This window comes from Pseudopedobacter sp., assembly GCF_040392825.1.
Lineage (GTDB): Bacteria > Bacteroidota > Bacteroidia > Sphingobacteriales > Sphingobacteriaceae > Pseudopedobacter.
Genome location: NZ_JBEBVH010000009.1, coordinates 20,591 through 34,141 on the forward strand (window position 1 = coordinate 20,591; position 13,551 = coordinate 34,141).

Consider the following 13,551-nt stretch of genomic DNA (forward strand, 5'->3'; position numbering starts at 1 on the left):
GCAAAACAAAAGAAAATGAAAATTACTGACATATCCATAAAAAGACCTTCGCTGGTAATTGTGGTATTTACCGCATTAACCTTGCTGGGCTTACTGAGTTATTTCTCGTTGGGATATGAGCTTTTACCTAAGTTCTCTCCAAATGTAGTATCTATCTCAACTATTTACCCCGGTGCTTCACCGAATGAGGTAGAGAGTACTGTTACCAAAAAAATTGAGGATGCGGTTTCTTCGATGGAAAACATCAAGAAAATTAATGCCAACTCTTACGAGGGGTTATCGGTAGTAATTATTACACTTACCGATAAGGCACAAATAGACGTAGCCTTAAATGATGCTCAACGGAAAGTAAATGCTATTCTGGCCAATTTACCAGACGACGTAAAACAACCGTCATTGAGTAAATTCTCATTAGATGATTTCCCTGTAATTACGATGTCCGCTTCGGGGAATATGGACGATATTTCGTTCTACGACCTGATGGACAAACGTATTGCACCCATCATATCCCGCGTATCTGGTGTGGCACAAGTAAACCTGATTGGTGGCTCTGAACGTGAAATTAAAGTAGCTTTAGATGCTAAAAAATTACAAGGCTACGGTCTGTCTGTACCTGCTGTACAACAGGCAATACTGGCATCAAATCTAGACTTCCCTACCGGAAGCGTAAAAACCAAAGCTCAGGATATTCTCGTACGTTTATCTGGCAAATACGCTAACGTAGAAGAAATGCGTAATTTGGTAGTAACTACCAACAAAGATGGTTCTCAAATTCGCTTAGGCGATATTGCCGATGTACAGGATACGCAAAAAGAGACCGAAAAAATTGCTCGTATTAATAGAGCAAACTCTATAGCCATTCAAATTATCAAACAAAGTGATGCGAATGCAGTAACTGTGAGTGAAGGCACCAAAGCAATTATTGAAAAACTTAAAAACGACTACAAAGATATTAATCTGGATATTAAAATTGTAAACGACAGCTCTGATTATACCCTGCAATCGGCTGATGCGGTAATCCACGATTTAATGTTAGCAGTTGTATTGGTAGCCGTAGTAATGCTTTTCTTCTTACATAGCTTACGGAATGCCGTTATTGTAATGGTTTCTATTCCTGCATCCTTAATTGCTACTTTCATTGGTATTGCGATGTTTGGTTACACCTTAAACCTGATGTCTTTACTAGGTCTGTCTTTAGTAGTAGGTATTTTAGTGGATGATGCGATTGTGGTTCTGGAAAACATCCAGCGTCATATGGAAATGGGTAAAAACAAAGTCAGAGCAGCTATTGACGGAACACGTGAAATTGGTTTTACTGTAGTTTCTATCACCTTTGTGATTGTCGTGGTATTTTTCCCGATTGCCATAAGTACAGGTATGGTGGCCAACATTCTTCGTCAGTTCTGTGTGGTGGTAATTATTTCTACCTTGCTATCATTGGTAGCTTCATTTACCATTGTACCATTGATTTTCTCGCGCTTCGGTAAATTAGAACGTATCGAAGGTAAAAGTTTATTCGGCAAGTTTATCCTTTGGTTCGAAAAACAACTACATAAATTCACTAAATGGATTACCAGAATATTAGAATGGACACTTAAACACAAAGCCATTACATTAGTTACAATGGCAGTGCTTTTCTTTGCCTCATTTGGCTTGTTAGTTGCCGGGTATATTGGCTTCGAGTTCTTTCCTAAATCTGATAAAGGAGAGTTCTTACTACAAATAGAAATGCCAAAAGATGCGTCTTTAGAACAGACGAACCTTTATACTCAAAAAGCTGAAAACTTCCTGAGTGAGAAAAAAGAAGTTGTTCAAATGATTACTACTGTTGGACAGTCGAGTGAAGGCATGGGTGGTACCACAGCTACAGCTTACAAATCTGAAATCAACGTGAAGCTGGTAGATAAACCAGAGCGTAATGATGTATCTTCGGATATTATCTCTACCACCTACACACGTGAGCTCGAAAAAGTATTGATAGGCGCGAAAATAAAAACTGTTCCTATCGGTATCCTCGGAACTGCGGATGAAGCTCCTATTCAATTCGTGGTTTTAGGTTCTGACCTGGATAGCGTATTAGCTTTCGCTGAAAAAGCTGAAGACATCATGGCAAAAATTCCTGGGGCTACACAAACTAAACTTTCAGTAGAAAAAGGTACACCAGAGATTAACGTAAAAGTAGACCGTGATAAGATGTCTGCATTAGGATTAAACCTACAAACTGTAGGAGCAACCATGCAAACTGCTTTTGCGGGTAACACCGATGGTAAATTCCGCCAGGGCGAATATGAGTACGACATCAATATTCAGTATCAGGATTTTGACCGTAAAGATATAGATGACGTACGTAACTTAATTTTTGTAAATGCAGCTGGCCAGCAAATTAAACTTTCGCAATTTGCCGATATTAAAGAGGGTTCGGGACCAAGTTTGTTAGAGCGTTTAAATAAATCGACCTCGGTAACTGTAAAAGCCCAAACCGTGGGTAGACCAACAGGTTCTGTTGTGGCAGATTTCCAGGCTGCAATAGACAAAATGCATAAACCTGCCGGCATTAGCTTTTACTGGGCTGGAGACCAGGAAAACCAAAGCGAAGGTTTCGGTACTTTAGGTATTGCATTGTTAGCTGCTATAATTTTGGTTTACTTAATCATGGTTGCACTATACGATAGCTTCGTTTATCCATTTGTGGTTATGTTCTCTTTGCCATTAGCTTTAATTGGGGCTTTGCTTGCATTGGCTTTAACCAATAACGCTTTGGGTATTTTCACTATTCTAGGTTTCATCATGCTAATGGGTCTCGTAGCTAAAAACGCTATTATCCTGGTTGACTTTACTAATCATATGAAAGCACAGGGAAAATCTACCCACGAAGCTTTAATTTTGGCTAACCATGCTCGTTTACGTCCAATTTTAATGACTACTATTGCCATGGTGATTGGTATGTTACCTATTGCATTAGCGAGTGGTGCTGGTGCAGATTGGAAAAATGGATTAGCATGGGTAATCATTGGAGGTTTAACAAGTTCACTTTTCTTAACTTTGGTGGTTGTGCCGGTGATGTATCAAATTTTTGATAATATTTTAGAAAAATTTGGATTCAACAAAAAAGGAAAAACTATCGAGGAATTGATGGAAGAAGATTATGACCATGTAGAAGTTCACGAATATTAATTAATTCACATATATAGACAGCCCCCTTAAGGGGCTGTTTTATTTTTATAGAGAGGAGTATCATGAAAACTATTATTGTAGCCACAGACTTTTCGGTAGAAGCAGAAAATGCACTTGAATATGCCGGAGCAGCGGCAAAGGATCTGAATGCAAAAATTATCCTGTTTAACTCTTTCACTCTTCCACCGCATTACGCTAATACTTTATTTCCCGCAAATGCCCTGGATGACGTTAAAAGGCTTAACATTTTAACATTAAAACAAAGAGCCGATGTAATTACAGAAAAATATGGAGTAGACGTAATGTGTCTTTCTTCTTTACTTAACATGGAAGAAGAACTGGAAAATATTATTGAAGCACATCAGGCAGATTTAATTGTGATGGGAACTGCAAAGAAATCTATTTCCCAGGATATTTTCGGAAATACCACAACTGCAGCTATCAGCCGTTTCAAACTTCCTGTTCTTGCAATTCCATTAGATGCAAAATATAACGGAATAAAAAGAATTTTATTCGCTTGTGATATCCTTAGAGGAGTGCACTCCCTAATCTTAGAAAAGATAAAAGCTTTTGCAGAAACCATGAATGCCGAAGTAGAAATATTTCACGTTCACCAGGGGATAAGTAAATTGGAGGCTTCATTTACCAAGAAAAAAATAGACTTGCAGCTAAAGAATATTCACCATACTTATAAAGAAGTAGAATCCGATTCTGTGATTAAGGAAATAGAAAATGAAGTTTTGGATATAAAAGCAGACATCCTGATTATGATCCCTTACAGATATGGATTTTGGTCGTCTTTAATTCATAGAAGTAAAACCAGAATAATGGCTTCAAATTCACATGTACCACTATTATCTATTCCCGTTGGTAAATAACTAACAGTAAAGATGGGCTGTCTTAAAGATTATCCTCCTTCTGGAAGGAACTTTGAGACAGCCTTGTTTGTTAAAGCTTAATTACGCGAGCAAAACCTAACATCACCATATGACTATAATTCTCAAATTTATATTCTGCTTTAACCTGAAAATATTTAAAAATATCTGCTTCTATTCCTCCTCCGACTAAAAGACCAAAGCCATAAGTTTTTTGGAATCCTTTCTGATAATAAGCTTCATAAAACTCATCGTTTATATAACTTACGTTTAAGCCCACATCAACATATGGTCTTACAGATTTTTTTAAAAAAGTCTGGTGAAGAAATATAGGTAATGTATACAGCCGCCTCTTCAAATTAGCTGATTCGTCAACATATAAATTGTAATAATAATTAAGTGCTATATTGAATGATGTAGATTGACTAATGGAAGGAAAAAATGAACGATAAACAATAGAAGCATTATATTCTTGTTCATTATTATTTTTATACATACCACTAAGCCCCACTATTAAATATTTTAACTTTTCGACATTTTTTTGGACAATTATATTTTTTGAAGAGTAATGACTGTTATACAGGCTAACTATACTAATCAGATCTTTATCATTTAAACTAATATTATCGAAAGAAGAGTAGCTTACTTTTTCCGACGATAAAACGGCTGCAAGTTTATTCCTGAAATAGTACTTTCTAAGATTACCATCTTCAATTTTATCATTTTGTAACCAAACATACTCTCCTTCTTTGGCAAGTATGTAAATAAAATCTTCTTCAGATACACTTTCGTATAATGATGCCTTTCCATCAATCAGCAACGAAGCGAGGAAAATCTCTTTTTTCTGATTGACAACATTCACAGAGGATATTGTCCTAAAAATCTCGCCTGTTTCAAATCTTGCTTCTTTTACATCAGAAGCCTTATAATATTGTTCATCATCAGAAAGTTCCTTTTTAAAAGTAACGCCATTTTTTATATTCTTTAAAGTCACCCTTTTAAAATACCCTTGATAAATTTCCCCACTCTCTAATTCTAACTGGCCTTTTATAAAAGTCTCTTTTATCTGAGCGGATAGACTAAAGGACAGTATTTTAAAAAGAATAAATAAAACGCAATATTTCATATAGTTTACAAAACCCCCAATATAAATAAAAAAAGGCTTACTAATAGCAGGCCTTTTTTTATTTATAGATACAATTATTTACATATGAATTGCTCTATTATCTGTAGCCGCTAAAGCAGCTTCTTTAAATGCTTCTGTATAAGTGGGATGTGCATGACAAATTCTGGCAATGTCTTCTGCACTCGCCCTGAATTCCATAGCAACTACTGCTTCTGCAATCATATCTGCTACACGAGGCCCTATCATATGAACACCAAGAATTTCATCTGTTTCTGTATCTGCCAAAACTTTTACAAATCCATCTGTATCCATACTTGCCTTTGCCCTGCCGCTCGCCTTAAATGGGAAAGAACCTGATTTATATTTTTTTCCTTGTTCTTTTAATTGTTCTTCTGTAAGTCCAACCGAAGCGACCTCTGGCCAGGTATAAACTACACCCGGAATCAAGTTATAATTAATGTGCGGTTTTTGACCGGCAATACTTTCTGCAACAAAAACACCTTCTTCTTCGGCCTTATGTGCCAACATTGCACCGGCAACCACATCGCCAATAGCATATATTCCTTTTACCGGAGTTTCCAAATGTGCATTTACCGGAATTTTTCTACCTCTTTCTTCCAGTTTAATGCCTATATTCTCTAATCCTAAACCATCAGTATAAGCTGTTCTTCCTACGGCTACAATACAATAGTCGCCCTCTACCTTCACTGTATTTCCCTTTGCATCTAACGCCTCTACTGTTGTTGATTTACCATTATTTTTTGCTCCCGTAACCTTGTGGCCTAATAAAAATTCCATCCCCAAAGATTTTTTCAATACCTTTTGAAGTTCCTTTCCTAAACCACCATCCATAGTAGCAATTATAGAATCTGCAAATTCTACTACAGTAACTTTGGATCCTAAGCGGGCATATACAGAGCCTAATTCCAAACCGATTACCCCACCACCAATTACGGTTAAAGTTTTTGGAACTTCTGTTAGATTTAAAGCCTCTGTAGATGTAATGATTCTTTTCTTATCTATTGGTAAAAATGGTAAAGCTGTTGGTTTAGATCCAGTTGCAATAATGACATTTTTACCTGTAATCTCCTGCTCGCCTCCTTTAGTCAAAGTGATTTTGATTGTATTTTTATCTTTAAAAGATCCTACACCTTCATAGGTATCAACTTTATTCTTCTTCATCAAGAAAGTTATACCCGCTGTATTTTGCGAAATCACTTCATTTTTCCTTTTAATCATTTGCTTGATATTGACCTTCACATCTTTCACATCAATACCATGCTCTGCAAATGTGTGCTGTGCGTTATGAAAATGCTCTGATGAGTCTAATAGTGCCTTAGAAGGGATACATCCCACATTTAAACAGGTTCCTCCAAAAGTAGCGTATTTTTCAATCATGGCAGTTTTAAGTCCCAGTTGTGCCGAACGAATTGCAGCAACATAACCACCAGGTCCAGAACCAATAACGATAACGTCGTATTGCATAAATAGTAGTTTTATTTGCCATAAAAATAATGATTAACTTGACGCAAAGCCAAGCTTTTTATGTTTTTATTGTAAAAATGAAATAGAAAACGATTGAAAAATTCCACTTCAGGTTAGCAATGTCTATCTATTAATAGTACATGTGTCTAGTTCACAGCGTCCTGCATTTACCGCCTTTCTACCAAACCGCTTCGGGATTCCTTCGGAAAAACCAAATCATGTATCGAATAACACCAGAAGCAAGAGCGAACCAAGGCTTAAGCAAGAGCGAAGCAAGACTATTGCATGAACGGAGTTTTACGGACTTTTGTGGACTTTAGCGGAGTTTCACGGACTTTCAGACCAATATTACAGAAAAGTTTATAGAGAACATCTTGTGATAATAAGAATAAAACTAATTTAAACAATAAACAGGCGGTAAACAAAAGTTTACTCTAAATAATCTTTAAAAGTAAGATGTTTCATCACCGCTTTAATATCTGTATAGCTTATGCTTTCGTCTAAGGCTTCTTTAATTTGCGTTGCGCTAATCGGTTTAGAATCTTCAATATATTGCTGGATGGTCTGTATTTTATCCTTTTCTACAAGCTTATTGATACTCAATTCGCCAATACCTATAAAATGGATTAAATGGCTTTCTATAGTAGACACCGTTAAGCCCCGGTCTGATGCTATTTCCTCCACCGTTTTCCCCTCATTAAAAGCATTTAAAGAAAGTTTTTTCGTATCTGCCTTTTCGGGTTTATTAACTTTCACTAAAAGCTGCAACGGTGTTTGAGAAATATTCCGTTTCTCGCAATATTCTGCTACCATTCCAAGAATTTCGGCACCAAACTGTTTTATCTTTGTTTTGCCAATTCCTTTTACACTTTCCAGTTCAGCAAAATTAGAAGGCAATTTGTTCACCAATTCGGTTAAGGCTTTTTGCGGAAGGATCATATATACCGGAACATTGTTATCCGCAGCCAGGTCATCGCGCCAGGTTTTTATAGTTTTATAAAGTTCCGGATGTTTTATTCCGGCGGAAACTTTGGTTTCCTTCTTAATTGTTGTCTGAGCTTTTTCCTGATTGATGAAATCAATTTCGGCATTTGCCCGGCATTTGATATAACTTAATGTCTCGAACCCACCCAAACTGTTCTTCAGAACCGAACGCTTAATAAAAACCTCTTTTTTTAACTTGTTAAGCACTTCATTCATATTTTCCTTAACGGCTTTATTATCGGCTTCAAAGCTAACTTTATCCATTCCTGCGATAATCACCGTGTCGATTTGATCGATAAAATAATAACAAGCTTTCTTTACCTTTTCCTGAAGCTCCTCATTCTCTTCAGGCAATTCATTTTGCCGCAACTGAACGTTTAAATGTTTTTTATACGATTCCGAAACAGCATAAATATGCTTTTCAGCATTTTCCCTTATCTGATTTACATTATCTAAAAATCCAATTGAAATTACCTGATGATAGTCCTCGGCAATTCTTTTACATTGAAATAACGTTCCTTTAATATCCTTGAAATCAAAAAGTTCATACAAAAGTCCTTGCTGAAAAAATGCTTTTGCCTGTTGCAATTGCTCAGAATTTGGCACATTATTTTCTGCTTCCCTGGTGTAATGAGCAACTACTCCATCGGTTTTTATGCTGTTGAAGGTTAAAGGAGAACGAAGCACCATTCCTTCAAAACTTCTACAACGGCTTAATGCCACATAAACCTGGCCGTGAGCAAAAGCTGCATTTGCATCTATAATCGCTTTATCAAAAGTTAGCCCCTGACTTTTATGAATTGTTATCGCCCAGGCTGTCCTTAGTGGATATTGAACAAAACTGCCAACCTGCTTTTCCTCTATTTCTTTCGTATCAGGATTCAATTCATATTTAACATTCTGCCATTCGGCCTTACGTACATATATCTCGTCTAAATCCTGAGGACATTTTACCCAAATCACATCATCTTCTATTCTGGTAATTTTTCCAATTTTTCCGTTATAATAAAGCTTATCCCTGGATGAATCATTTTTAACGAACATCACCTGTGCCCCCACTTTCAGTTCCAACTCTTCTGCATTTGGATAAGAAAACTCTGGAAAATCTCCGGAAATATCAGCTTTAAAAATGTGGCTTTTCACTTTAATCTTTCCCAGCTTTTCATCATTGATCTGATTTGCTGAATAGTTATGGGAAGTCAGGGTGATATATCCCTCATCTTCTTCCGGACTGAAATTTTCTATATACCGCTGATTAAGTGCATTCAGCACCTCCAGATCTATTTTATTCTCTCTAACCTTATTCAGTAAACCAATAAATAAATCATCTGATTGGCGATAAATATGCTTTAACTCAATAGCCACCGGATAACTTTCTTGCAAGGCTCTACTACTAAAAAAATAGGGGTTCGAATAATAGTCTTTCAACAAAGTCCATTCATCATCTTTAACTACAGGAGAAAGCTGATGTAGGTCGCCTATCATTAACAACTGCACTCCTCCAAAAGGTCTGGTTTTGTCCCGATATCTGCGCAGCACTTCATCAATATGGTCTAAAGTATCTGAACGAACCATACTAATCTCATCAATTACCAAAAGGTCTATACTTTTAATAAGATTGATTTTTTCTCCCCGAATTCTTAAAGCTGATGCGCTTCTTGCTTTATCCTGATTAGGAATGTAAGGACCAAATGGTAGTTGAAAAAAAGAATGAATGGTGGCACCACCTGCATTGATTGCAGCAACCCCCGTAGGTGCAACAACAACCGTCCGTTTCGGACAGTTCTTTCTTAAATTATGCAAAAAAGTTGTTTTACCGGTACCGGCCTTACCAGTAAGAAAAATATTTCTATTGGTAAATTGAACGAATTCGTTTGCTAACTTAAGTTGATGATTCTCTGCCATAAGCCTACTCCAAATATACGTAACAAAAATTGAAGTGCAGTAAAAACTCAATTAAGGGAAGTTACTTTCAATAGTAAAAAATAAGAGTTTGCTTTTGATAAAAAAAAGCCCCTCCAATTCTGGAAGGGCTTTGCTATTTCGATAAGATTTCTCCTTATACGTCGTAAGTAGTAGAAGCTGTATTACCTCCTCTACCAGTCCAGTTAGTATGGAAAAACTGACCTCTTGGTTTGTCAATTCGTTCGTAAGTATGAGCCCCGAAGTAGTCACGTTGAGCTTGTAATAAGTTCGCTGGTAATCTTTCACATCTATAACCATCGTAGTAGTTCATACCTGCGCTTAAACAAGGAACCGGAATTCCGTTTAACGTAGCTGTGGCAACCACTTGTCTTAAACCGTTTTGGCAAGCCTGAATTTTATCTGCGAAATATTCATCTAATAATAAATTAGATAATGCTGGATTTTTATCAAATGCTTCTTTGATATTTCCTAAGAAACGAGAACGGATGATACATCCACCTCTCCACATTAATGCGATATTTCCGTAGCTTAATTCCCAACCGTACTCTTCTGCCGCAGCTCTCATCATTTGATAGCCCTGAGCATAAGAAATTACTTTTGCAGCATATAATGCATCTCTTAAGTTGTTGATCATTTCTTGCTTATCACCATTGAAAGAAGCTTTAGGACCAGCTGTCAATACCTTAGAAGCTTGAACACGCTCATCTTTCATTGCAGACAAACATCTTGCGAATACAGACTCGGTAATTAAAGTTAAAGGAATGCCTAACTCTAATGCTACTGTACCAGTCCATTTACCAGTACCTTTTTGACCTGCAGTATCTAAAATTTTATCGATGATAGGTGTACCATCTTCTTCTTTGTATGCTAAGATATCACGAGTAATTTCTACCAGGTAGCTATCTAACTCGCCTTCGTTCCACTCTTTAAAAACCTCATGCATTTCATCAGTAGACATACCTAAAACATCTTTCATGATGTGGTATACCTCATTGATTAATTGCATATCACCGTACTCGATCCCGTTGTGCACCATTTTCACGAAGTGACCAGCACCGCCGTCACCCACCCAGTCACAACAAGGAGAGCCGTCATCAACTTTTGCAGCAATACCCTGAAAAATAGGTTTTACAGCCGGCCAAGCAGCTTTAGAACCACCCGGCATGATTGAAGGACCTAATAATGCACCTTCTTCACCTCCAGAAACACCAGAACCGATAAAATACAGACCTTTGCTTTCTACATATTTTACGCGACGCTCCGTATCTGGGAAATGAGAGTTACCACCGTCAATAATGATATCTCCTTTATCTAAATGCGGAATTAATAAATCAATAAAATCGTCCACAGGTTTACCTGCTTTTACCATTAACATGATTTTTCTGGGTGATTTTAAAGAACCTACTAAATCTTCAATTGATTTCGCTCCGTAAATGTTTTTACCTTTTGCTCTTCCGTTTACAAAATTTTCTACTTTATCTGTAGTACGGTTGTAAGCAGTTACATGGAAACCTTTGCTCTCCATGTTCAAAATAAGGTTTTCACCCATTACGGCCAAGCCTATTACCCCTATATCGGATACTTCTTTCATAATTAAGTAATTGTATTCAAAAATTAAGAACGCCCAAATATAACACGCTTAAAGATTAAAACCAATTTGTTACTTTAAAATCGACATAAAAACTGAGGACAATTTCAATTTATTTCAGACTTTCATTTAAAATATACTTATACCTTAAAATGCTGCCTGCTTAAATCTTTGATATTACAACCCCAGTATATTTTGTTTAATTTCTAAATGTGGTTCTTCGGGACGATTGTAAACTTCTATTGTTAATTTTACGCGGTTCCCAAAAGAACAACCGTAACGGATGCCCTGGATGTAATACTCATATTTACCGGGAACATTTTTGATAGACGCCACAATTTGGGAGGGAACCAGTTCTGTACCTCCGCTCTCCTGGTTATACCATTTAAATATAGTACAAGGTACAATCTGCATATTTAAATCTCCCAAATCTCCCGAACAATAACTAACCAGGTCTTTTCCATTACTCGCTAAAAGAGGTGGGATATAGGGTTTACGATAAACCTCATAAATCTTCGTATTTACATTAAGCACACTAACCGTTCCGCCTAAAGTTATAGCAACTTTATCATAAGGCATATCATTCGTGTGTAGTAAAATGGCCTGCTTGGTTCCCTGAAAGTTATTCAATAAGGTAATCATACTGCTGGTAAGGTAAATCGGATCTCCAACTTTAACAGCACCAAGATATCTTTGGATATATAAAAAATCTCCCAGTAAATTCAGCGTATTAAAATTGGTTTCCATTACAATTAGCGTAGTATCTAAAGGCATGGTAAGCGTTTTAAACACTGCTGTTGTTTCTACGTATGTTCCTACCTGCGCTATAGAGTTCATGGTAGCATAAGTATTTAAATTTCCGTCTGCAATATTCCACTGGTCAGAAACAATAGACGTTAAAGAAGCCGCATTTAAAACACCTTTCAGATATTCACCTGCTCCTGATAAAACATCCATCACATCATTTTCATTGCATGTTGCCAAAAGCCCATTGGTTTTAGGTCTGGTATACCAGGCATCATAAACATAAATGCTGGTATTCACTCCTAAAGCTCCTCCGTAAATCAGACGGATAGCATCTATATCATCCGTTGCTGTAAAAGAAAAATAGGTTTCGTTATTTGCCGCTAACAAATCAATAAGGCCACCTCTAACTGGAATCAGGCTCCCTATATCAGTACCATTCTTTCGCTGTCTGATGGAAAGTCCTCCGGCTACATTGGCTATAGAAGCGCTCGAACTCAATTTTACAGTAACTGTACTTCCCTTCGGAATTTTATCAGACCATTTTAATTCCTGATAAAATGTAGTCAATCCTAAGAGGTTCAACAAGCTATACATGTTACTATTGGTTTTCAGATTTGCATCTACCGCATTATTCTGATCTATTACAGCTCCAACAGGCAATATAAGTATGGATGGAATTGATGATTCCTGACTTGATGCATAAACACGCTCTTCTAAAGGGCAAGAACTTCCCGAGTCAGAAACATAAACAATAAAGTTTTTATTGTCTGTACATCCGTAACCATTAGAAACCGTTATCGAATAGGTGTAAAAACCTGCAACGGCATTCGAAGGAATAGCAATTGAATTTATTACAGTCCCGTTATTGTCTTTAAATACAGAAGTTAAACCTGTGTTTCCGGCAGTAGGAGTTATTGTGGGAAGAGCAATTGTCTGTCCTTTACCAACTGTTAAATAAGTTGAAGAAAGCGTATATGAAGGTGTTGGATTAACAGTCACATTTACTGAAGTGGAAGCATTTACTATTTGATTATTTGCTGGATCAATAGCTCTGATGGTATAGGTACCGCTTTCCAATATATTTGGACTAGAAGGAATCACCACTCCATTTTTTAAAACTTCGTATTTCAGTTGCGGATAGGAATATTTTAAATTCTCAATCAGGTTATAACTCCCACAGGATGTAATTGAAGAAGAATTGAAAGTTAAAGGAGAATTAATTGGGCAGAAATAAGCATGATAGACTCTTCTGGTCATTAATACTCCATTTTGTTTAATTACAACAGCATTAGATTCTTGCGAAGCGGAAAGTTGGAAAATTCCTGCCCCATAAGAAAAATTTGATCCGGTAGCAATCGTCCCGTCTACACTAATAGTTTGAATATCTGAATTTTTATATAAAGATACAGCCGTACTATTATTATCGTTAACTACCAGATACACAGATTGATTAGCAGGAATAATATTCAAAAACTTCAATTGTAATGTTGCACCACTTCCGACAGACGCGTAACTGTTGTCTTCCTGAGTCGCATATTCAGGATTTGTTAAAGAGGTTAATGCGGGAATATTAGTTCCGTATGCAGTAGCATAAATCCTGGTTTGTGTAAATGCATTGTCACAACCAGCAATAAAAACAATTAAAA

The 13,551-nt window shown here is 36.7% G+C and carries 7 protein-coding genes; 2 read left to right on the forward strand and 5 right to left on the reverse strand.

Annotation, left to right across the window (positions count from 1 at the left end):
* Positions 1-15 precede the first annotated feature (15 nt).
* Complete coding sequence (locus ABWO41_RS01425) at positions 16-3,174, forward strand: efflux RND transporter permease subunit (RefSeq protein ID WP_353132319.1); 3,159 nt, start codon at positions 16-18, stop codon at positions 3,172-3,174.
* Positions 3,175-3,236: 62 nt separating this feature from the next.
* Entirely contained in the window at positions 3,237-4,052 is an 816-nt protein-coding gene (locus ABWO41_RS01430) for a universal stress protein (protein WP_353132321.1), read from the forward strand.
* A gap of 70 nt (positions 4,053-4,122) precedes the next feature.
* On the opposite strand, the gene ABWO41_RS01435 is transcribed toward ABWO41_RS01430, so the two are convergent.
* The 5 genes from ABWO41_RS01435 to ABWO41_RS01455 all read right to left on the reverse strand — a co-directional run.
* Positions 4,123-5,175 (reverse strand): hypothetical protein, encoded by a 1,053-nt coding sequence (locus ABWO41_RS01435; RefSeq protein ID WP_353132323.1) that lies wholly within the window; start codon positions 5,173-5,175, stop codon positions 4,123-4,125.
* 78 nt (positions 5,176-5,253) lie between these two features.
* Positions 5,254-6,660, reverse strand: a complete 1,407-nt coding sequence (lpdA, locus tag ABWO41_RS01440) for a dihydrolipoyl dehydrogenase (RefSeq protein WP_353132325.1) — start codon at positions 6,658-6,660, stop codon at positions 5,254-5,256.
* A 429-nt stretch (positions 6,661-7,089) separates the two neighbouring features.
* Entirely contained in the window at positions 7,090-9,549 is a 2,460-nt protein-coding gene (locus ABWO41_RS01445; protein WP_353132327.1) for a helix-turn-helix domain-containing protein, read from the reverse strand.
* Between the two features lie 154 nt (positions 9,550-9,703).
* Positions 9,704-11,161, reverse strand: coding sequence for a decarboxylating NADP(+)-dependent phosphogluconate dehydrogenase (gnd, locus tag ABWO41_RS01450; protein ID WP_353132329.1), 1,458 nt, complete (start codon positions 11,159-11,161; stop codon positions 9,704-9,706).
* A gap of 174 nt (positions 11,162-11,335) precedes the next feature.
* Positions 11,336-13,551: autotransporter outer membrane beta-barrel domain-containing protein (locus ABWO41_RS01455; RefSeq protein WP_353132331.1), on the reverse strand; the 2,216-nt coding region annotated here is incomplete at its 5' end.

Bases quoted from the DNA above. Each gene is read 5' to 3' on its own strand.
- lpdA (WP_353132325.1), bottom strand. From the start codon at position 6,660: ATGCAATACGACGTTATCGTTATTGGTTCTGGACCTGGTGGTTATGTT.
- ABWO41_RS01435 (WP_353132323.1), bottom strand. From the start codon at position 5,175: ATGAAATATTGCGTTTTATTTATTCTTTTTAAAATACTGTCCTTTAGT.
- ABWO41_RS01445 (WP_353132327.1), bottom strand. From the start codon at position 9,549: ATGGCAGAGAATCATCAACTTAAGTTAGCAAACGAATTCGTTCAATTT.
- ABWO41_RS01430 (WP_353132321.1), top strand. From the start codon at position 3,237: ATGAAAACTATTATTGTAGCCACAGACTTTTCGGTAGAAGCAGAAAAT.
- gnd (WP_353132329.1), bottom strand. From the start codon at position 11,161: ATGAAAGAAGTATCCGATATAGGGGTAATAGGCTTGGCCGTAATGGGT.
- ABWO41_RS01425 (WP_353132319.1), top strand. From the start codon at position 16: ATGAAAATTACTGACATATCCATAAAAAGACCTTCGCTGGTAATTGTG.